The sequence below is a fragment of the Halomonas sp. NyZ770 genome, assembly GCF_020616575.1.
Lineage (GTDB): Bacteria > Pseudomonadota > Gammaproteobacteria > Pseudomonadales > Halomonadaceae > Vreelandella > Vreelandella hamiltonii.
The window spans coordinates 1,368,814-1,391,384 of sequence record NZ_CP085143.1 but is presented as its reverse complement, the minus strand read 5'-3'; the positions used below and the strand labels follow the sequence as shown (position 1 = coordinate 1,391,384).

Here is a 22,571-nt window from a genome sequence, read left to right as displayed (position 1 = left end):
GCCTTTTCCATGGCAAAACGTACGGCGGGTTATACATCCTCAGGCATCGGTAAAATTGCGACTCTTTCAGTGCTGCTGTCCGAGTTTGACGACGTCATACCGATCAGGCCTTTCTGCTCTCCGCCGTCAACGGTCATTGGCTGGGGCCTCAAGCCCACGACGCGACGATCGAAACGTTATGCCGAGCGCAAGAACCTGCCCCACATCGCCCTGGAGGACGGTTTCCTGCGCTCCCTTGGCCTCGGTGTCGAGGGCTATCAACCGCATAGCATGGTGGTGGATGTCACCGGCATCTATTACGACGCCTCGCGCCCCAGCGACCTGGAAACGAGCATCAACGAAGCCACCTTCAGCAGCGAAGAGCTGGCCCGTGCCGAGCGCTGCATGGCCCTGCTGCGGCACCATCGTCTCTCCAAGTACAATCACGCCCCCGATACACCGTTGAATCACTCCAACGCCACGGTCCTGGTCGTCGACCAAACCGCAGGCGATGCATCGATCACCTATGGTGGTGCCAGCAGCGAGAGCTTTCAACGCATGCTGCAGGAAGCCCTGGCCAATCACCCCGATGAGGAGATCCTGGTCAAGATCCACCCCGACGTGATTGCGGGCAAGAAACAGGGCCATCTTACCCAGGCACTCGACCACCCCCGCTGCCGCATCATCAGTGAAGACATCAACCCCTGGGCACTGTTCGATCAGGTCAGCAGCGTTTACGTCGTCACCAGCCAGCTCGGCTTCGAAGCCCTCATGGCAGGCAAACAGGTGCATTGCTTTGGGCTGCCCTTCTACGCAGGTTGGGGGCTGACCCAGGACAAGCTGGCCTGCCCGCGCCGTACGCGCACCCGCTCCTTGCCGGAAGTCTTTGCGGCGGCGTATTTGCGCTACGCACGCTACGCCAACCCCTACACCTGCCAGCCCGCCACGCTGGAAGAAACCATTACCCTGCTGGCCGACCAGCGTCGCCAGCAGGAACGCCTGCGTGGTCCATGGGTAGCCTGCGGTTTCTCCGCCTGGAAACGTGGTTTCATCGGCTGTTTTCTCGGCCCCTGCGCCAACATTCACTACCAGGAAACGCTGCCCAGCACTCTCGAAGGCACGCCGTCGGCACCCCGCATCCTGGCCTGGTCCAGCGCCCTCACGCCAGAGTTCAAGGCACGTAATGCCCACGCTCTGCATAAAGTATGGCGCATCGAAGATGGCTTCATTCGCTCGGTAGGGCTTGGGGCAGACCTGACCACGCCGCTGTCCCTGGCCATCGACCGCCAAGGCATCTATTACGACCCCACCCAGCCCAGCGAGCTGGAAACGCTTCTGGAAACCCACGCCTTCGATGCGCCGCTGGTTGAACGCGCCGCAGCGCTGCGTGAACGCCTGGTGGCCCTCAAGCTCTCCAAATACAACGTCTATGGTCAGGCCAAAATAGACCTGCCCAGTGGCAAGCACGTCATCCTGGTGCCCGGCCAGGTGGAAAGCGACGCCTCGATCGCCACCGGTTCTCCCCAGGTCAGTACCAATAGCGCCCTGCTGCGTGCCGTGCGCCAAGGCCACCCGGACGCCTTCATCATCTACAAGGCTCACCCAGACGTTACCAGTGGCGCGCGGGTCGGCAAACTCGATAGCGACGCCAAACAGTTGTATGATCTCGACGGCAGCCACATGGAGATCACCGCCCTGCTGGAGCGGGTCGATGCCGTGCACACCATGAGTTCACTGACCGGCTTCGAGGCGCTGTTGAGACATCGTCAGGTACACACCTATGGCCTGCCCTTTTATGCCGGTTGGGGGCTGACCCGCGATGCCATGCACTGCCCAAGACGCACACGCAAGCTGACCCTGGATGAGCTGGTGGCAGGCACCCTGCTGGTATACCCCGGCTATGTCGACCCAAACACGGGTCAGCTATGCAACGCTGAAACCGTCGTCGCGCTACTGGAACAGGCCAAGACGCGTCAGCATCACTCACAAAAACATTTGCTTACATGGAAGCAGCGGCTCTATCGCAGCTATCGTAACGTATTCATTGGAAGACATTGAGTTGAAGCAGAAGCGCGCATTTTTATTCCTGCAGGGCGTATGCTCGCCCTTTTATCAGCGTCTGGCTCGGCGTTTGACCGATGACGGCCACCGTGTTGTCAAAGTCAACTTCAATGCAGGTGACATTCTTTATTGGCAGCGCACCCATAGCAAACATCATTTATTTCGTGGTCCGTTAACGGTACTACCTGAATACATCACATCGCTTTGGAAGCGCTACGACATTACCGACCAAGTCATGTTCGGTGATCGGCGTCCCGTCCATCGCTCGGCTATCGAACAAGCCGACAAGGCCGGGGTGCGTACCCATGTTTTTGAGGAAGGTTACTTTCGCCCTTTCTGGGTCACGCTTGAGCGCGATGGCGTCAATGGGCACTCTCTTTTGCCGCGAGACCCTGCTTGGTTCTATGAAACAGGGAAAACATTACCTCTGCTACCAAAGCCAGTGCGCTTTCGTTCGGCTTTCAAGATCCGTGCTTTGCACGATGTTGCTTACCACACAGCCGGATTGCTCAACCCGTTGATCGCCCCACGCTACCGCAACCATTCCCCCATCACGGCACCAGTGGAATACGCGGGTTACATCAAGCGCTTTACACAACTGAAACAGTGGAAAAAACGCGACGTCCAGCGCATCAAGGCGTTGATCGAAAGCGGACGCTCGTATTTCATGCTGCCGCTACAGCTCAACACCGATGCGCAGATCCGTGACCACTCCCCCTATCAAAACATGGAAGAGGTCATGGACCATGTGATGGGCTCCTTTGCGGCCAACGCCCCGCAAGATGCCCAGCTATGCATCAAGAATCACCCCTTGGACATGGGCCTGGTCAACTACCCGGGCATCATTCAGCGGCTGGCCGATTTTTATGGCCTGCAAGGGCGTATCGTCTACCTGGAGTCTGGTGACCTGAATGCACTGCTCAAAAACGCCACCGGAACGGTCACGGTCAACAGCACCGTCGGCATCGTCTCCCTCGAGCACCAGTGCCCCACCTTTGCGCTGAGCGACCCCATCTACCACATGGCAGGCCTGACCTACGAAGGCAGCCTGGACGAGTTCTGGCACCAGCCGCCACCGCCCAGCGCCCAGCTGTTCGACTATTTCCGTAACACCGTCATGTATGCCACCCAGCTCAACGGGGGGTTTTACTGCCAGCCCGGCATCGACCTGGCGGTCAATAACGCGGCCCAGGTACTCGAAGCCTGCCCCTCCCCGCTGGAGAGACTGCTGTGAGCACCCCACCCCAAACAGGCCACCGCTGCGTGCTGATCACCGGCGCCACCGGAGCCATCGGCAGCGCCCTGGCCAACGAATATGCCACCCACGACACCCACCTGATCCTCCACGGCCGAAACCTTGCCGTGCTGGAACAGGTAGCCGAAAACTGCCGCGCCCAAGGGGCCAAGGTCACGCTATCGAACATCGACCTCGGTGATGAGACCGCACTGGCCAACTGGCTGGGCGAGCTATGCGCCCACCACCTGCCCGATATCGTGATCGCCAATGCGGGCAAGAACACCCACCCGCCCCAAGCGGGCGAGCTGGAACCCTGGCCAGACGTTCAGGCGCTGCTGGACATCAACCTGACCACTCCCATCGCCATGGCTCACCACCTGGTGCCCGCCATGCGCGCAAGGGGCAGTGGCCAACTAGTGTTCATCAGTTCCCTGGCCGCCTGGCACGGGCTGCCCAGCACGCCCACCTACAGCGCCAGCAAAGCGGCCATCAAAGCCTACGGGGAAGGCCTGCGTGGGCTGCTCGCCCCGGCCGGTATCGGCGTCACCGTGGTCATGCCCGGCTATGTCACCTCGCCCATGTGCAACGCCATGCCCGGCCCCAAACCCTGGGAGTGGCCACCTGAGCGTGCCGCCCGCGTCATTGCCCGGGGCATTGCAGCCAACCGGCCACGTGTCAGCTTCCCGTTTCCGCTCAACTTCGGCACCTGGTGGCTGGCCGTACTGCCCGCGTCGGTGTCCCAGTGGCTGATCAAACGGCTGGGGTTCGACCACCTGGAGGGCGGCTCATGATGCTGCTCTCAGGTGCCGCGATGGCCGCCATGGCCCCCGCGCTGGTCACCGGGCTACTCGGCAGCCTGCTGGCTGAAGCGCTGCTGCGCCCCCAGCCACGCCCTTTCTGGCAGCGCCGTCTGGCCGCCAATGCCGTGCACCTGGGCAGCTGGCTGCTGCTGTTTGGCGTGTTCACCTTGCTGCTGCAGCGCCCCTGGTTTGCCGTGGTGTTCATTCTCTCGCTGCAGTTGGTAGTGGTGCAGTCCAGCAACACCAAATCGGCCACGCTCAACGAGCCTTTCATCTGCCACGATTTCGAATACTTCTGGGATGCCATCTTGCACCCCAGGCTGTACGTGCCCTTCTTCGGCATCGGGCTCGCCATCGCCGCCAGCAGCGCTGGGGCCGTGGCCATCGGCAGCTTCTTCTATTTCGAGCCGTCGTTGGTGGGCCAGTGGGGCTTGATGCCTTGGCTCTTCAGTTGCCTGCTGCTGATACTGGCGGGTGCGCTGCTGCTGGCGGCCAGCCTGAAGCGCTTGCCCCCGCCCACGCTAGCCCCCACACACGACCTGCATGAAACAGGGCTATACACCAGCCTGTGGAGCTACGGCGTCGCGCTGTTGCGCTCCCGTGCGCCTGGCCCGGAAAGCTCACCGTTCCAACCGCTCAGCCAGCTGCTCGGCGAACCGCAGTGCCCGCCTGACGCCACCACCGTCGCGCCCACGAGCAAGGGCAACACATTGCCAAACGTGATATTGGTGCAGAGCGAGTCCTTCTTCGACCCCCGCCCGTGGTGCCAGCACGTGGCGCCAGGGCTGCTCAGCCAGTTCGATGCCACCGCCGCCGAAGCCCTCGAACAGGGCGAACTGCACGTACCCGCCTGGGGAGCCAACACCGTGCGCACCGAATGCGCAGTACTGACAGGCCTGGCGCCCAGCGACTGGGGGCCGCGTCAATTCAACCCCTACCGCACGCTGTCACGCCACCCTCTCGCCAGCGTGGCCAGCGCATTCAAGGCCCAAGGGTATCGCACCGTGTGCGTGCACCCGTACCCGGCCACCTTCTACCTGCGCGACAAGGTCATTCCCCTACTGGGCTTCGACACCTTTCTGGATCTCAGCGCCTTCGAAACCCAGGAAAAGCACGGCCAATACATCGGCGACCAGGCCGTCGCACGAAAGGTTGGACGCCTGCTGAAAGATGACGATAATAGGCCGCTATTCGTGTTTGTGATCACCATGGAAAATCACGGCCCGCTGCACTTGGAAGCACCCCAGCAGCAGCGCCTCGCCGAGACGCTGCCCAACGCCCCATGGCCGCTGCCGAACCATTTGCGAGACTTGGCAGTCTATCTTCACCATCTGGGCGAAGCAGACCGCATGCTGGGGGGGCTCAAAACGGCCTTGACGGAGGCGCAAAGGCCGGGGCTACTGGGATGGTACGGCGATCATGTGCCCATCCTGCCCGCCGCGTATGGATATTTTGGCGCCCCTACGGGCCGCACGCCATACATGATATGGTCAACGCAACGGCAACCGTCTGACCCACCGCCTGCCGAGCACATGCCGCAGGGAATAGCAGCAAACGAACTTGGCGTCCGACTATTTAAACAAGTGTTTGGACGCGATATAAGTAGTGATGTGATCAAGGCAGAACCAGAACCTCAGGAGCAAGAATGACTAAACGCGTGGCCATTATTGGTGCCGCCCATCGTTTCCCAGGCACCACCCCTGAAACGTTCTGGCAAGACCTGCAAGCTGAAAAAGACCTCGTCACCCAAGTAGCGCCCGACCGCTGGAGCCACGATGCGTTCTGGCACCCCGACAAGCGCCACCCCGGCACCAGCGTGACGTTCGCCGCCGGTAGCCTGGGCGATATCAGCGGGTTCGACGCAGAGTTTTTCGGCATCTCCCCCAGGGAAGCAGCCAACATGGACCCCCAGCAGCGCATGCTGCTGGAGCTGGCTTGGGAAGCCATGGAAAGCGCGGGCATCGTGCCCAGCACCCTGCGTGGCAGTCAGTGCGGTGTGTTCCTTGGTGTGGCCAGCCTGGATTACTCCTATCGGCTTGCCGACGACATGGCGGCCATCGACGCCTCCACGGCCACGGGCAACACGTCCAGCATCGCCTCCAACCGGCTGTCGTACATTTTCGACCTGCACGGCCCCAGCATGTCGCTGGACACCGCCTGCTCGTCTTCCATGGTTGCGTTCCACCAGGCCTGCCAATCCATTCGCAGCGGTGAAACTCCCATGGCGCTGGCAGGGGGCATCAGCCTGCACCTGCACCCCTACGGCTTCATCATTTTCTCCAAAGCCAGCATGCTGTCGCCCACCGGGCGCTGCCAGGTCTTCGATGAAGCAGGCAATGGCTACGTGCGCTCGGAAGGCGCGGGCCTGTTTCTGCTCAAGGACTACGACTTGGCCGTCGCCGACGGCGACAACATCCTGGCGGTGGTAGCAGGGTCGGCGGTCAACACCGACGGCCACAAATCCGGCCTGACCGTGCCCAACCCCAGCGCTCAGGTTGCCCTGATGCGCAGCGCCTACGAGCAAGCGGGCATCTCCCCCGATGAGATCGACTACCTGGAAGCCCATGGCACCGGTACCGCCGTCGGCGACCCCATCGAAACCCGTGCCATCGGCGAAGCCCTCGGCCAGCATCGCAAAACGCCGCTGCTCATCGGTTCGGTGAAGAGTAACGTGGGCCACCTGGAAACCGCCTCCGGCGTGGCCGGGCTGGCCAAGGCGCTGTACAGCCTTCAGCACCGCGAAGTGCCCGCCACCATCGGCATTCGCAAGCTGAACCCGCGCATCAAGTTCGACGAATGGAACCTGCACGTGGTCACCAAGGCCCAGCCGCTCAAGCCCGAGGGCAAGCTGGTCATTGGCGTCAACTCCTTCGGTTTTGGCGGCGCCAACGCCCACGTCATTCTGGAAAGTGCCCCGGAAACGCCCGCCGCTGAGCGTCAGGTGCCGGACACCCGTCTGCCCATACGTATCAGCGCACGCAGTGAAGCCGCCCTGGCCGCCAGTGCCCAGGCACTGGCCAACCACCTGCAGGCCACCGAGCAGCCGTTTTACGACATTGCCCACACCCTGTTTCACCACCGTGAGCAGCACAGCCACGGGGCGCTCTGCTTTGCCAGCAGCGCAGCAGAAGCCGCTGCCGCGCTTGGCCAGTTTGCTGAGGGCGATACTCGCCAGCTCACCACCCTGGAGCGCCTCACTGACGCCAAGGGCCCGGTGTTCGTCTACGACGGCAACGGCTGCCAGTGGGCCACCATGGGCCACGACCTGCTCGACACCGCACCGGCCTTCAGCGACGCCATCGACCGCGTCGATGCACTGTTCCAGCGCCACGGCAACTTCTCACTGCGCGCCGAGCTGGCAGGCCTGAACCAGCAAGCCGGCGAAGAAGAACGCTTCGTCAGCACCGAAATTGCCCAGCCAGCGCTATTTGCCCTACAAGTGGCACTCACCGAGTGGCTCAAGGAGCAAGGCATTACCCCTGCCGCCGTGTTCGGCCACAGCGTGGGTGAAGTCGCTGCCGCCTGGGCATCGGGTGCCCTGAGCCTGGAAGACGCGGTGAAAGTGATCTACTACCGCAGCGACTTCCAAGGCAAGACCCGTGGCCAGGGCGAAATGACCGCCGTGGCCATGAGTGCCGACGACATCGTCCCCTGGCTGGCCAAGCCCGAGTTCGGCCAAGTCAGCCTGGCCGGTATCAATAGCCCCAAAGGCATTACCCTGGCAGGCGATAAAGACCAGTTAAGCGAACTGGAAGCGGCGCTCAGCGCCCAAGAGGTGTTTGCCAAACGCCTGCCGCTGGATTACGCCTTCCACAGCCCCGCCATGGACAGCATCCAGGAAGGCGTGGTGGAAGCGCTGGCCGGTATTCAGCCGCAGCTCACTCGAATTCCGTATTTCTCCACCGTCACCGGCGCCTTGGCCGAAGGCACGACGCTGGATGCCCACTACTGGTGGCTGAACATCCGTGAACCAGTACTGTTCGACGATGCCGCCACGCAGCTGATTCAACAGGGCTATAACGTCTTCGTCGAGGTCGGTGCGCACCCCATCTTGCGCCGCTACCTCAACGAGTCGCTGCGCCAGCAAGAGCACAGTGGCCTGGTGCTGGGCACCGTTGAACGGCACAAACCCGGCCTCGAAGGGCTGCAGCGCACGCTGGGCCAACTGCTGCTCAGCGGGCTTTCCCTGCCCAGCGGGCACTACTTCCCCGTGGAAGGCCAGCGCGTGCTGCTGCCTCGCTACCCATGGCAGCGCACCCACCTCTGGGTGCAAGGCACTCAGGATGGCCAAGGCCTGCTGTCGCGCTACTACCAGCACCCGCTGCTGGGCTACCCGCTGGCCCAACAGGAGCACACCTGGGAAAGCCAGCTGGACACCAAGCGCCAGCCCTGGCTGGCCGACCACGTGGTGGGCGAAGGCGCCGTCTTCCCCGGCGCGGGCTTCATCGAGCTGGCCCTGGCCGCCGCCATGCAGCAAAAAGACACCCAGCTGCTGGATATCGAAGAGCTGGAAATTCGCGCGCCGCTGCTGCTGGACGGCCCCAACGGGCGCACCATGCGCCTGACGCTGGACCCCGATGACGGTCGCCTGGAAATTCACTCTCGGGAGCCCGCCACCGGCAGCGAATGGCAGCTCAACACCGTGGCTCGCCGCATGCGTGAAAGCCGTGGTTTCCTGCTCAATCGCCAGGCCCCGGCACTGCCCAGTCGCGCTGCCGACTACACCCTGGAGCAGCACCTGGCCATGGCCGAGCGCATCGGCCTGCACTACGGCCCCGCCTTCCAGGCCATTACCCGTGGCTGGATCGAGGGCGACAGCGTCATCGGCGAGATTCACCTCTCGGAAGCCGTCACCGCCCAGCTCGACACGCTGCACGTGCATCCCGGCATTCTCGATAGCGCTTTCCAGCTGTTCATTCCGCTGCTGGCACGCCAGGCCGAGTTTGCCTCGCAGCTCGCCTTCGTGCCCGTGCGCGTAGGCCGTATTCAGGTCAATGCCGAAGCCGGAACCCCCGTGCTGGCCCGCGCCGTCATGGGCAAACGGGCACCGCACTCCTTCACCGCCGACTTCGAGCTCTACGATGCCGAAGGCCGCGCCGTGGCCGTGCTCAGCCAGACCCGCTTCAAGGCCATTCGCCTGAACCGCGCACACCACCAGCACTTCAGCTACCTGGATATCGAACTCACGCCCGCGCCGCTCAGCGCCGTCACGCTGCCCATGCCAAGCGAAGCCCTGCCACGCCTGATGGGGCTAAGCGATGCCTTCAGCGCCAGCACCGGCCAGCGTTACGCCCAGGAAGTCGCTCCGCTGCTGGACAGCCTCAGCGAAGCCTTCGCCCAGCAGGGCCAGCCTGCCGAGGCCACCGCACCCGGCGACGATGCCGCCAGCGACGAGGCAGCGCCCCTGCCCCCGGAAACCATCTGGCAACTGCTGGTCCAAGACTACCCGGACTACTTCGCCCCCATTCATCTGGTGGGCAGGCTCGGTCTGCACAAGGAAGCCCTGGCGCGTGGCACCGACACCCTGGAAAGCCTGGGCGTCACTCACGAACACCTGGCAGGCATCAACCGCGTCCTGATTGGCGAAAGCGGCTGGCAAGTACTGGCCAGCGAGCTGGGCAGCCTGATGGAAGCAGCCCTGGCCGCCCTGCCCGAAGGCCAGCGGCTGGCTCTGCTGGAAGCAGGCCCCTGCGCCCCCGCGCTGGGCCAACGCCTGCTGGAACGGCTTGCCCATCACTCCCCCAAAGTCACCGACAGCTACCGCTACCGTGCGCTGACCACCAGCGACACCGCGCGCCATCAAGCGGAACAGCTCCAGGAACGCTACCCGCTGATCGACGTTCAGCCGCTGGAAGAGACCCTGCCCACGCTGGCAGAGGCACAAAAAGCCCAGCTGGCCTTCATCAGCGCCGATGTCACCCAGCCCGAGCGCACCCGCCAGCTCATCGAGGCCTTGCCTTCGCAGTTGGCGCCGAGCGCACAGCTCATCGTGGTCGGCATTCATCCCAGCCGCTGGCTGGACGACCTGCTGGCCACCCCCGGCATCGGCCAGGCCGCGCTGGAACAAGCCACCCTCATCGAGTGGCTCTCCGCCCAAGGGCTCAGCGTGACCGCGCCCATCGAGCTGGAAGAGAACGGCGCCTACCTGCTGCACGCGCAAGCCCCCAGCGAACAGCCGGGCAGCGCAGCGCAAGCGCCCCAGGCACATACCCTGGTCATTGCCGACGACACCCAGCAAGCCCTGGCCAACGCGCTGGCGGCAGCGCTGGACAACGTCACCCTGCTCAGCGATGGCGAGCCTGCGGCCCTGCTGGCCGAGCAGCTGCGCCAGCACGAAACGCCTCCCGCCGCGCTGAACGTACTGGACCTGCGCGGCCTGGGCCAAGACACTACCGCCGCACAGACCCAGCGCTGCCACCTGGCTCAACAGTGGTCGCTGGCCCTCGAACACAGCGGCCTGGAAGCCCAGGGCAGCCGTGTCACGCTGTGGCTCCTCACCCAGGGTTACCAGCACGGCGACGACGCCGCGCTCTGGGGCTTTGGCCGCTCGCTGGCCAACGAAGCCGTAGGTCACAGCGTTACTCTGCTGGAACTGCCCGAGCAACCCAGCAGCGAGGCCCTGGCCTGTATGGCCGATTCCGTGACCCACCCGGATGCGGAAAACGAGCTGGTCATTACCCAGGCAGGCACCCGTTACGCCACCCGCCTGCGTACCCTGCCCGCCCCGCACCCGCACAAGGCCAGCCAGGCAGCGCCGCGCCAGGCCATGACGCTGGGCTTTGCCCTGCCCGGCCAGCTGCGCCAGCTACAGTGGCGGCCACGCCAGCTCCCCGAACTGGGTGCCGACGAAGTGGAAGTGCGCGTCAAGGCCACCGGCCTGAACTTCCGCGATGTCATGTACACCCTCGGGCTGCTCTCCGATGAAGCCATCGAAAACGGCTTTGCCGGCCCCACGTTGGGCCTGGAGTTCTCCGGGGAAATCGTGGCCGTCGGCAGCAACGTCACCCACTTGGCCCCCGGCCAAGGCGTGGTCGGTTTCGGCCCTGCCAGCTTCAGCGACCGCCTGGTCGCCAGCCAGCACGCCGTGGCCCCGCTGCCCGAAGGCGTCAGCTACGCCGCAGCCGCCACCATTCCGACCACCTTCTTCACGGTCTACTACGCGCTGAAGCACCTGGCACGCCTGCAGCCCGGTGAAAAGGTGCTGATCCATGGTGCCGCCGGGGGCGTGGGCATTGCCGCGCTGCAAATTGCCCAGTGGATGGGCGCCGACATCTACGCCACCGTGGGCTCGGAAGAGAAACGCGACTTCCTGCGCCTGATGGGCGAAGCGCGTCTCTATGACTCCCGCTCGCTCACCTTCGCCGAAGAAATCCTCGAAGACACCCAGGGCGAAGGCGTCGATATCGTGCTCAACTCCCTGGCAGGTGAAGCGATCAACCAGAACCTGCGCGCACTGCGCCCGTTCGGCCGCTTCCTGGAGCTGGGCAAGCGCGACTTCTACGAGAACACCCACATTGGCCTGCGCCCGTTCCGCAACAACCTCAGCTACTTCGGCATCGACTCCGACCAGCTGATGAAAGTGCAGCCCGCGCTCACCCAAACCCTGTTCAGTGAAATGATGGCGCTGTTCAACGACGGCACCCTCAGCCCGCTGCCGTTCACCGCCTTCAGCCACAGCCAGGTCATTGATGCCTTCCGCTACATGCAGCAGGCTCGCCAGATCGGCAAAGTAGTCGTCACCTACGAACAGCCCATTGCGCCACCGCGCCAGGAACAGCTGGGCAGCGGCAGCCTCACCCTGCCCGCCAATGCCAGCTACCTGGTCACGGGTGGCCTGGGCGGCTTTGGCCTCAAGACGGCTCAGTGGCTGGTCAGCAAAGGCGCACGGGAACTGATCCTGCTCAGCCGCAGCGGCCCTGCCAGTGAAGAAGCCCAGGCCGCTATCCGTGACTTTGACGCCCAGGGCATCAAGGTCATGGCCGCCGCCTGCGACATCACCGACCGCAATGCCCTGGCCAACGTGCTGGAACGCGCCAAGGCCGAGCTGAGCCCGCTGCACGGCATCGTCCACGCCGCCACGGTGATCGACGACGGCCTGATCCGCAACCTGGACGCCGAACGCATCCATAAAGTGCTGGCCCCGAAAATCGATGGCGCACGCCACCTGGAAGCGCTGACCCAGGAAGCCCCGCTGGACTTCTTCGTGGTCTACTCATCGGCCACCACGCTGTTCGGCAACCCTGGCCAGGGCAACTACGTGGCCGCCAACCACTGGCTCGAAGCCTTCGCGGCCCGCCGCCGCGCTCAGGGCCTTCCGGCCACCTGCGTACGCTGGGGTGCCATCGAAGACGTCGGCTTCCTGGCCCGCAACACCCGCACCCGCGATGCCCTGCAAGAGCGTTTGGGAGGCTCGGCGCTGCGTTCCGACGACGCCCTGAAGGTGCTGGAACAGATGCTGCTGACCCCCGGGCCAAGCCTGGGCGTGCTGGAGCTGGAATGGGGCGCACTGGCGCGCTTTTTGCCCACCTCCGACACCCCGCGTTTCGACGAAATTGCCCGCGCCAGCGATGACGACGGCAGCCTCGACCACGACGACGACATCAGCGCCCTGCTGGCCGACCTCTCGCCGGAAGAGCTGCACAGCACCATCACCGAACTGCTGCGCGCAGAGCTGGCCAGCATCCTGCTCATCGACGAAGAGAAGATCGACGTCAACCGCTCGGTGTACGACATGGGCTTCGACTCGCTGATGGGCGTGGAACTGATGACCGCCATCGAGAACCGCCTGGGCGTTCAAGTGCCGGTCATGGTCCTCAGCGAAGCCTCCACCCTCGACAAGCTGGCAGGCGTGCTGATCCAGAAGCTCCACCAGCACGATGAAGACGTTGAAGAGTCGCCGCAAGATGCGTTAGCCTCTCTGGCCGCCCGCCACGGCGCGGACGGCATTACCAGTGAGCCCGCATCCTCCCCAGCGACAGAGACACCATGACCGCCAAGCGTTCAGAACTAAAACGCCAGCTACTGGAACAGGCGCGCAAGCGCCCTACCGCAAGAGCCAGCCAGCCCACTGCCCCTGCCACCAGCGCAGGGGCAACCCGTTCCGTGCCCGAACGCTTCACCCGCTTCGATGCCCACCCAGGCTATCAACAGCTCTCGATGATGCGTCAGGGCGCGCAACAGCTGGGCTTGCAGGTGCCGTTCTTCAAGGTGCACGACGGCCTGGCCGGGGCCACCAGCGTCATGCAAGGTCGCACCTGCATCAACTTCGCCAGCTACAACTACCTGGGCTACTCCGGCGACCCGCGGGTCATCCAGGCCGCCTGCGAGGCCGCCCAGCACTACGGCACCTCGGTATCTGCCAGCCGTGTGGTCTCGGGCGAGCGCCCCATTCACGGCGAGCTGGAACAGGCCATCGCCAAGGCGTATGCCGTGGAAGATGCCGTGGCCTTCGTCAGCGGCCATGCCACCAACGTCTCCACGCTAGGTTACCTGCTGGGCCCCAAGGATCTGATCCTCCACGACGAGTACATCCACAACAGCTCGTTGGTCGGTGCCCAGCTCTCCGGGGCCAAGCGCATGTCGTTCAGCCACAACGACCCCGACGCCCTCGACGCGCTGCTCACCCAGCACCGCCACCAGTTCGAACGCGTGCTGGTGGTGATCGAAGGGCTCTACAGCATGGACGGCGACATCCCCGACCTGCCTCGCTTCATCGCCATCAAACAGCTCCATCAAGCCTGGCTGATGGTCGACGAAGCCCACTCCTTCGGCGTCATGGGCGAAACAGGCCTGGGCCTGCGGGAACACTTTGCCATCGACCCCACACAGGTAGACATCTGGATGGGCACCATGAGCAAAACGCTCTCCGGCTGTGGCGGCTACATCGCGGGCAACCAAGCCCTGGTCGAAACCCTGCGCTACTTCGCGCCCGGCTTCCTCTACAGCGTCGGCATGCCCGCCCAGGTCGCCGCCCCCTCGCTCAAGGTACTGGAACTCATGGCCCAGGAACCCGAGCGGGTCGCCAAGCTACAGGCCATCTCCCGTTACTTCCTCGAACAGGCGCAAGCACGCGGCATGGACACCGGCCACAGCATCGGCTCCGCCGTCGTCCCCGTCATCGTCGGCAGCTCACCCCTGGCCGCCAAGCTCTCCAACGCCCTGCTCGAAAAAGACATCAACGTCCAACCCATCCTCTACCCCGCCGTCCCCGAAAAAAGCGCCCGCCTACGCTTCTTCCTCTCCTGCGAGCACACCCAAGCCCACATCGACGAAACGCTGGATGTACTGGAGAAGCTATTGGCCGAGGGAAAGTGAGGAGTGAGGAGTGAGGAGTGAGGAGTGAGGAGTGAGGAGTGAACCGTAGCGCGGCGTAACGACTGAGCGAGAGCAACGAGCGAAAGAGGCACCCGCAGCGGCGGCCCGGCGCGAAGGGCGGCGCCAGCCGCCCCGATCACACGCCACCGTTCAATAAAGCGCCACCACCACCGCCTATCACGCCACCCAGGGCAAAAAAAGGTAACCGCATGGTAATCGCAACACCCCAAACCAGCACCGCCCACTGGTACGTCATCCAATGCAAAGGCAGTGAATCCTTCCGCGCCGCCGAACACCTCGCCAACCAAGGCTACGAGGTGTTCCACCCCGTGCTGGACGTCAAACGCAAACGGCAAGGCAAGCTCACCACCGTCGCCGAACCCCTCTTCCCCTACTACCTGTTCATCCAGCTAGACCAGGTCAGCAGTAACTGGCGCCCCATCCGCTCCACCCGAGGCGTCCTGCGCCTGCTCACCTTCGGCAACACCCCCATCGCCGTGCCCGACGCCCTCGTCGCCACCCTCCGCGCCCAACCCCACCGCCAGGAAGGCAACCACAGCATCTTCACCGCCGGCGACAAAGTCACCATCACCGAAGGCCCCTTCAAAGACCTCGAAGCCATCTTCACCCGCTGCAAAGGCGAAGAACGCGCCATCGTCCTCCTCAACGTCCTCCAACGCCCCCACCCCGTCGAACTCCCCGTAGAAAGCCTGGAAAAGCGGTGAAGCGCGAATGGTGAATGAAAAACAATGCATGACGAAAGACAAACCGTAGCGCGGCGTAACGATTGAGCGAGAGCAACGAGCGAAAGAGGCACCCGCGAAGGCGGCGCCAGCCGCCCTGATTGAGCCACCACCACCCACCGCGCCACCGCCGCCCATGTGCCCTAATCGGCAACGCTAACGCATTGCTTCGCGGGTGCGCTCCGCTTACGCCGCGCTACGGGGTCATCGCCAACATCGGGCATGGGGAATGGGCATGGGCACGGACACCCCCGTAGCGCGGCGTAACGACTGAGCGAGAGAAACGAGCGAAGGAGGCACCCGCGAAGGCGGCGCCAGCCGCCCTGATCACGCCACCGCACGCCCCCGCGCCCTCATCGGCAACGCTCTCGCGTTGCTTCGCGGGTGCGCTCCGCTTACACCGCGCTACGGGGTCATCGCCAACATCGGGCATGAGGAATGGCCGTGAACGCGCCAATGTTGGGTATGGAAATGGATTAATCACGCCACCATCACCAACCGCTCCACCGCCCCACCACGCCCTCATCGGCAACGCTCTCGCGTTGCTTCGCGGGTGCGCTCCGCTTACGCCGCGCTACGGGTCATCGCCAACATCGGGCATGGGGAATGGTCATGGGCATATGCACGGGCACGGATACCCCCGTAGCGCGGCGTAACGACTGAGCGAGAGCAACGAGCGAAGGAGGCACCCGCAGCGGCGGCCCGGCGCGAAGGCGGCGCCAGCCGCCCTGATTACGCCATCATAAACAACCACGCCACCGCCGCCCATGTGCCCTCATCGGCATCCCTAACGGGATGCTTCGCGGGTGCGCTCCGCTTACGCCGCGCTACGGGGTCATCGCCAACGTCTGGCACAGGTAACCACCCCCGCACGAAAGATGCACTCCCTTTCCAATCAAGGTACGCTTACCCTAAATTCACTGCAGGGAAGCAGCCCTTGGCCACCTACCGACGCGCGCACATCCCCGGCGGCACCTACTTCTTCACCGTGGTAACCTACGGCCGCCAACCGCTCCTGGCGGACCACCTCAACATCAACGCCCTGGGCCGGGCCTTCCGTCGTGTGAAAGAAGAACGCCCCTTCACCATGGACGCCTTCGTCCTGATGCCCGACCACCTGCACTGCCTCTGGACCTTGCCCGAAGGCGACGCCGACTACTCCTCACGGTGGCGAGACGTCAAAAAATACGCCTCCCAAGATTTCATCCTCCCACCCGGCTCCCAGAACGCATGGCAACGCGGCTTCTGGGAACACGCCATCCGCGATGAGCAAGACTGGCAAAACCACATGGACTACATCCATTACAACCCCGTCAAACACGGCTGGGCCACCGCCCCCAGCGAATGGAAATGGTCCAGCTTCCACCAATGCGTCACCAAAGGCTGGTACGACCCCCAATGGGGCGCCCAAACCCCACCCGACATCGCCCAAATGAACTGGGAATGAACACTCCCGCGCCCTCATCGGCATCCCTAACGGGATGCTTCGCGGGTGCGCTCCGCTTACACCGCGCTACGGGAACATCGCCCATATTGGGCGTGGGGAATGGTCACGGGTATGGACGTGGGCACGGGCACCATCGTAGCGCGGCGTAACGATTGAGCGAGAGCAACGAGCGAAAGAGGCACCCGCGAAGGGCGGCGCCAGCCGCCCCGATCACGCCACCACAACCCACCGCGCCACCGCTCACCCATGTGCCCTCATCGGCAACGCTCACCGCGTTGCCTCGCGGGTGCGCTCCGCTTACACCGCGCTACGGGGTCATCGCCAACGTCGGGCATGGATAACCATTCCGAATGGTGGCCCCGTAGCGCGGCGTAACGATGGAGCGAGAGCAACGAGCGAAAGAGGCACCCGCGAAGGGCGGCGCCAGCCGCCCCGATCACGCCACCACAACCCACCGCGCCACCGCTCACCCATGTGCCCTCATCGGCAACGCTCACCGCGTTGCCTCGCGGGTGCGCTCCGCTTACACCGCGCTACGGGGTCATCGCCCATATTAACCGTGGGGAATCGGCACGGGCACGGATACCCCCGTAGCGCGGCGTAACGATTGAGCGAGAGCAACGAGCGAATGAGGCACCCGCAGCGGCGGCCCGGCGCGAAGGCGGCGCCAGCCGCCCCGATTACGCCACCACAACCAGCCGCGCCACCGCCCACCATCACGCCCCCCTCACCACCACCCGCACCCCAACATCACCCCCGATCCCCCCACACCACAAAAGGCGGGTTCAGAGTTTGAGAGGGGGTGGCGTAGTGCAGCGGTTGGCCGTCCAGGGTGACGATGCGACCTCCGGCCTGGTGGACGATGGCGTGGGCGGCGGCGGTGTCCCAGAGGCTGGTGGGGCCGAGGCGGGGGTAAACGTCGGCTTGGCCTTCGGCGATCAAACAGCTTTTCAGCGAACTGCCCATGGGGTGCATCTGATAAGGCCCCAACGCTGCCAGCCAATCGGTGAGCGCGGGGTCGTGATGAGAGCGGCTGCCCAGCACGCGCCACATGGCACCCTCGGCGGGCCTGCCCGCCACCTGCAAACGGGTACGCTGGCCATCCGGCGCTACCTTGTAGGCCCCCAGCCCCTCTGCCGCCAGGTAAGCAACGCCTGTTACCGGAGCGGTCACCACGCCCAAGATCGGCGCACCGTGTTCGATCAGCGCGATGTTCACGGTGAACTCCCCGTTGCGCTTGATGAACTCCTTGGTGCCATCCAGCGGGTCCACCAGCCAGTAGCGGCCATCGTCACCCACTCCTGAAAAGCCTTCCACATCCTCTTCGGAAAGAATGGGATGCCCCTGCGGCAGCGCCTGCAAACCTTGCCGAATGACGTCATGCGCCGCTCGATCTGCCTCGGTCAGCGGGCTGTGGTCCTGCTTGATCGTCACATCGAAGGCGCGGCCATACACCGCCATGATGGCACTGTCCGCCGCCTTGGCAATGGCCAACACCTGTTCCAGTAATTCGCGCATGGCACCTCCCAAACATGAAAAACCGCCCACGGGGGACGGTTTTCGAACACGCAGCCTGCAACTGGCCGTTAAACGTCGTAACCCGCTTCACGGGCCAGCGTGGTATTGGCCTGCAGCCAGCCTTCGATATGCCCGCAGTCGAACGTACGGCCATGCATACGGTACGCCTGCACCGACTTGCCTTCCTGCATCAAGCGGTCGATAGCATCGGTGAGCTGGATTTCGTTGCCCGCGCCGGGCGGCTGGTCGCGCAGCAGCTCCATGATGCGGTAAGGCAGCACGTAGCGGCCAATCACGGAAAGGCGCGAAGGCGCTTCTTCCGGCTTGGGCTTTTCCACCACGCCGCGCATGTTGGCGCTTTCGCCTGCCGCAGGCTCATCGCAATCCACGATGCCATAGCGGTACACCTCTTCCTGGGGCACGGCTTCCACCATGATTTGCGATGCGTCGTTGGCTTCCCAGCGCGCCACCATGCTGCCCAGGTCACAGGCACTGCTGCCCAGCTGCGGCTTGACCAGCACGTCGGGCAGAATCACCGCGAACGGCTCATCCTGGTCCAGCAGGTGGGCCGCGCAAAAGATCGCATGCCCCAGGCCCTTGGCATTGGGCTGGCGAACACTGGTCACCTTCAACTGCTTGGGAGAAATAGCCGACAGCGTCTCCAGCAGCGCATCCTTACCCTTGCTGGCCAGCGAATGCTCAAGCTCGAAGTGGGCATCGAAATGGTCTTCGATGGCCGATTTACCCGCCCGCGTCACCAAAATGATCTCGTTGATGCCTGCGGCCAGCGCCTCTTCCACCACGTGCTGAATCAAGGGGCGGTCGACCACCGGCACCATCTCCTTGGGGATCGCCTTGCTGATGGGCAGCAGGCGGGTACCAAACCCCGCCACCGGAATAATCGCCTTGCGTACTTGAGTCATTCAACACTTCCTTTTTCGTTACGTTGCTTGCGCCACTCACTCACTTTACGCAGCAGCTGAGCAGTACTGGGATCTTCTACATTCTGGTGCTCGATCGGCAAACCCGCCAACGTCTGATACAGGCTGGTGGCCAGCTGCTTGCCCAGCTCCACGCCCGGTTGGTCGAAGGGGTTCAGGTTCCACAACACCGATTGAACGAACACTTTATGCTCGTAAAGTGCCAGCAGCGCGCCAATCGACCACGCATCCAGCTCACGCACCAGTATAACCGAATTGGGCTGGTTACCCCGATACCCCTGGGCCATATACCCCCGCAACGCAGGCGGAATGGCATCGTCTCCCAGCGCAAACAGCTGGGCCTGGGCCAGGCAGTTCGCCAGGGTCAGGGAGTTTTGCGCCTCCAGCGCCTCCGCCACCGGCGAAGCCACCTCGGCGCGGCGCTGGGCCACGGCCACGAAATCGGCGCTCACCGTATGGCTACCCTGATGCAACAATTGATAGAACGCATGCTGGGCATTGGGGCCCACATCGCCCCACAGAATCGGGCAGGTAGCATGATTGACCGAACGGCCATCCAGCCCCACGCTTTTACCGTTGGACTCCATCTCCAACTGCTGAAGATAGGCCGCGAGGCTCTTCAAACGGCCATCGTAGGGCAGCACTGCGTGGGTGGGGATATTCAAGAACTGGCTGTTCCAGGCCCCCACCAGCGCCTGCAACACGGGCAGGTTCTGCGCCAGCGGCGTCTCCAGAAAGTGGCGGTCCATGGCGTGTGCACCTTCCAGCAAGGCATCGAACTGCGCCACCCCCAGCTGCATGGCCACGCTCACGCCAATCGGCGACCACAGCGAAAAGCGCCCGCCAATCCACTCCTTGAACGCCAACTGATGCGCCTCGGGAATGCCGAACTCGGTCATTTTTTCCGGCTTGGAAGAGACCCCCAACAGCTGGTAACGGCGCACCGTGGCCTCATCCACTTCCAGGGCGTCGCTCAACCAGGCCAGCGCCGTGCGCAGATTGAACTGCGTATCGGCCGTGGTGAACGACTTCGAGGCCAACACCAGCAGCGTAGTAGCCGGGTTCAGCGTTTCCATCAACGGCAGCAGCTGCGAGCCATCCATGGTAGACACATAGTGCACGCCCACCTGCGCCTGGCTCGGGCAATCGGCCAGCGCCTCGCTCACCAATTTGGGGCCTAAATCCGAGCCCCCCACCCCAATATGCACAATATCGGTGATCGCCTGGCCCGTGGCACCAAACCACGCCTGCTGATGAACACGAGTCACCAGCTCGGCCATTTTCACCCGCTGCTGCTGGCAAAACGCAGCGGCGGCCTCCATGCCCTCAGGGGCAGGCGTCGCTTGTGGCCAGCGCGCCGCCATGTGCAACGCCGCCCGGCGCTCGGAGTGATTCACCTTGGCGCCTGCAAACAGCGCACTACGCCGCGCTTCCAGCCCACAGCTCTGCGCCCACGCCACCAATAACTGCAACGTTTGCTGGGTCAACCGCTGTTTGCTGAAATCCAGATGCAGCGTGCCAAATGAAAACGCCAGAGAATTCGCCCGCTGTTGAGCAGACTCAGAGTTCCCCAACAGGTCGCTCAATGACTGAGCCTGCAGCTGGTCAGCATGCTGATGCAATGCATTGAAAGGCGTGTAGGTACGCTCGTTAACAATGGATAGTGAACTGTTCATGTGTCGTCCTTGATAAAAGGTGGCATGACAAAGAGAAATAAGCATTTGCCACGCCAACCTGCATCACTTCAGTGTTAACCATAAAGTTTACAGTAAGATGATGGGGGAAGGTACACAGCCAAAAATGGATAATACGTGGAAATTGAGACACCAGGGAGCAGCGCAGCGAACAATAGCCATAATACTGTGCCACTATTAACCACCTTCCCCACTCCAACGAAGCGACGATCGAAAGGAGTGGGGATATGCCTTACAAGAGTTCTACGCGGCCAACACGCCCGAAAGTAACTGCTTGGCGCTGTCGATCAGTTCGTCCAGGTGTTGGGGGCCTTTGAAGCTTTCAGCGTAGATTTTGTAGAGCGATTCCGTACCGCTGGGGCGAGCGGCGAACCAGCCGTTGTCGGTGGTGACTTTCAAGCCGCCAATGGCAGCCTGGTTACCGGGGGCCTTGACCAGTACGGCAGTGATGGGGTCGCCCGCCAAGGTGGTGTCGGTGACGCTGGCGGCGGTGAGCTGCTTGAAGGCGTCCTTCTCTTCCACGCTGCACGGCGTGTCAACACGCTTGTAGCAAGGCTCGCCAAAGCGCTGGGTCAGCGTCTTGTAATACTCGCTGGGCGTTTTGCCGGTCACGGCCAGAATCTCGGCGGCCAGCAGGCACAGCGCAATGCCATCCTTGTCGGTAGACCACGCCTTACCGTCGCGGGTCAGCAGGCTGGCCCCGGCGCTCTCTTCGCCGCCAAAGGCCAACCAGCCATCGGAGAGGCCATCCACGAACCATTTGAAGCCCACCGGCACCTCGTGCAGCTCCCGCTCATGGGAAGCCACCACCCGGTCGATCATGGAAGACGACACCAGCGTCTTGCCAATGCGCAGCTCCTGGCTCCACTCGGGGCGGTGGCTCATCAGGTAATCCACACACACCGCCAGAAAGTGATTGGGATTCATCAACCCATTGGCATCCACGATACCGTGGCGGTCGGCATCCGGGTCGTTGCCGAAGGCGAGATCGAAGCGGTCCTTGATATCGAGCAGGTTGGCCATGGCCGCCGCACTGGAACAGTCCATGCGAATCTTGCCGTCGTGATCCGGCGGCATGAACGCAAACCGGCTATCGAGGGTGGTATTCACCACCTCCAGATTCAGCCCGTAGTGTTCGGCCACCGCCTGCCACACCGGCAGTGCCGTACCACCCATGGGGTCTGCCCCGAGGGTCAGGTTGGCCTTCTGGATGGCATCCATATCCACCACGCGGCCCAACTGGGCCACGTAATGAGCCGTGAAATCGTACTCCTGCACCTGGGCCAGCGCCTCTTCCAACGACACCAGCGTAATATCGCTCAACTGGCGCATCAGGTAGGCATTGGCACGCAGTTCGATCCAGCGGGTCGCTTCGGTATCGGCGGGGCCACCGTGGTACAGGTTGTACTTGATGCCGCCATCTTCCGGCGGATTGTGCGAAGGCGTGATGATCAACCCATCGGCCTTGGCAGCAGGGTCACCCAGCGGGTGCTGAGTGTTGTAATGAATGATGGCCTGGCTGACCAGCGGCGTCGCCGTGTAGCCATGGCCCTTCTCGACCAGCACCGGCACGCGGTTGGCCACCAGCACCCGCAGCGCGCACTCCCAGGCGGGGCGCGAAAGCGCGTGGGTATCCACCCCCAGAAACAGCGGCCCCTGGTAGTTCTCTTCCTTGCGGTAGTCCACTACCGCCTGGGTAATCGCGATGATATGCGCCGCGTTGAACGTACGCTCGGTGGCGCGGCCACGGTGGCCAGACGTACCAAAGGCGATGCGTTCCTTCACGACATTGGCATTCGGCGTTTGATCATGAAATGCCTGGATAATGGCGTCCATT

12 protein-coding genes are annotated in these 22,571 nt (G+C 63.4%); 8 read left to right on the top strand and 4 right to left on the bottom strand.

What is annotated here, in order from left to right; genetic code table 11:
* Window positions 1-9: 9 nt before the first annotated feature.
* The 8 genes from LG409_RS06335 (at window position 10) to LG409_RS06300 (ending at window position 16,581) form a co-directional block, all read left to right on the top strand.
* Complete coding sequence (locus LG409_RS06335; protein WP_227407854.1) at window positions 10-2,037, top strand: capsular polysaccharide biosynthesis protein; 2,028 nt, start codon at window positions 10-12, stop codon at window positions 2,035-2,037.
* Between the two features lies 1 nt (window position 2,038).
* Window positions 2,039-3,274 carry a capsule biosynthesis protein gene (locus tag LG409_RS06330; RefSeq protein WP_227407853.1) on the top strand — a complete coding sequence of 412 codons (1,236 nt, stop codon included), beginning with the start codon at window positions 2,039-2,041 and terminating at the stop codon, window positions 3,272-3,274.
* Window positions 3,271-4,068, top strand: a complete 798-nt coding sequence (locus tag LG409_RS06325) for an SDR family NAD(P)-dependent oxidoreductase (protein ID WP_227407852.1) — start codon at window positions 3,271-3,273, stop codon at window positions 4,066-4,068. Before LG409_RS06330 ends, LG409_RS06325 begins: the two co-directional genes overlap by 4 nt.
* Window positions 4,065-5,726 carry an LTA synthase family protein gene (locus LG409_RS06320; protein WP_227407851.1) on the top strand — a complete coding sequence of 554 codons (1,662 nt, stop codon included), beginning with the start codon at window positions 4,065-4,067 and terminating at the stop codon, window positions 5,724-5,726. The genes LG409_RS06325 and LG409_RS06320 overlap by 4 nt, the downstream gene beginning before the upstream one ends.
* Window positions 5,723-13,066 (top strand): type I polyketide synthase, encoded by a 7,344-nt coding sequence (locus LG409_RS06315; protein ID WP_227407850.1) that lies wholly within the window; start codon window positions 5,723-5,725, stop codon window positions 13,064-13,066. The genes LG409_RS06320 and LG409_RS06315 overlap by 4 nt, the downstream gene beginning before the upstream one ends.
* The gene (locus LG409_RS06310; protein WP_227407849.1) at window positions 13,063-14,391 is read left to right on the top strand and encodes an aminotransferase class I/II-fold pyridoxal phosphate-dependent enzyme; all 1,329 of its coding nucleotides are present in this window, start codon (window positions 13,063-13,065) and stop codon (window positions 14,389-14,391) included. Before LG409_RS06315 ends, LG409_RS06310 begins: the two co-directional genes overlap by 4 nt.
* A 209-nt stretch (window positions 14,392-14,600) precedes the next feature.
* A complete protein-coding gene (gene rfaH / locus LG409_RS06305) occupies window positions 14,601-15,116 on the top strand; it encodes a transcription/translation regulatory transformer protein RfaH (protein WP_039177757.1) in 516 nt (171 codons plus the stop codon).
* Window positions 15,117-16,071: 955 nt separating this feature from the next.
* The gene (locus LG409_RS06300; protein WP_039177759.1) at window positions 16,072-16,581 is read left to right on the top strand and encodes an REP-associated tyrosine transposase; all 510 of its coding nucleotides are present in this window, start codon (window positions 16,072-16,074) and stop codon (window positions 16,579-16,581) included.
* A 750-nt stretch (window positions 16,582-17,331) separates the two neighbouring features.
* On the opposite strand, the gene cysQ is transcribed toward LG409_RS06300, so the two are convergent.
* The 4 genes from cysQ to pgm form a co-directional block, all read right to left on the bottom strand.
* A complete protein-coding gene (cysQ, locus tag LG409_RS06295) occupies window positions 17,332-18,099 on the bottom strand; it encodes a 3'(2'),5'-bisphosphate nucleotidase CysQ (RefSeq protein WP_227407848.1) in 768 nt (255 codons plus the stop codon).
* 68 nt (window positions 18,100-18,167) lie between these two features.
* Window positions 18,168-19,022, bottom strand: coding sequence for a UTP--glucose-1-phosphate uridylyltransferase (locus LG409_RS06290; RefSeq protein WP_144984485.1), 855 nt, complete (start codon window positions 19,020-19,022; stop codon window positions 18,168-18,170).
* Window positions 19,019-20,716 (bottom strand): glucose-6-phosphate isomerase, encoded by a 1,698-nt coding sequence (gene pgi / locus LG409_RS06285; protein ID WP_096923230.1) that lies wholly within the window; start codon window positions 20,714-20,716, stop codon window positions 19,019-19,021. The genes LG409_RS06290 and pgi overlap by 4 nt, the downstream gene beginning before the upstream one ends.
* 261 nt (window positions 20,717-20,977) lie before the next feature.
* Entirely contained in the window at window positions 20,978-22,570 is a 1,593-nt protein-coding gene (pgm, locus tag LG409_RS06280) for a phosphoglucomutase (alpha-D-glucose-1,6-bisphosphate-dependent) (protein ID WP_227407847.1), read from the bottom strand.
* Window position 22,571: the final 1 nt, after the last annotated feature.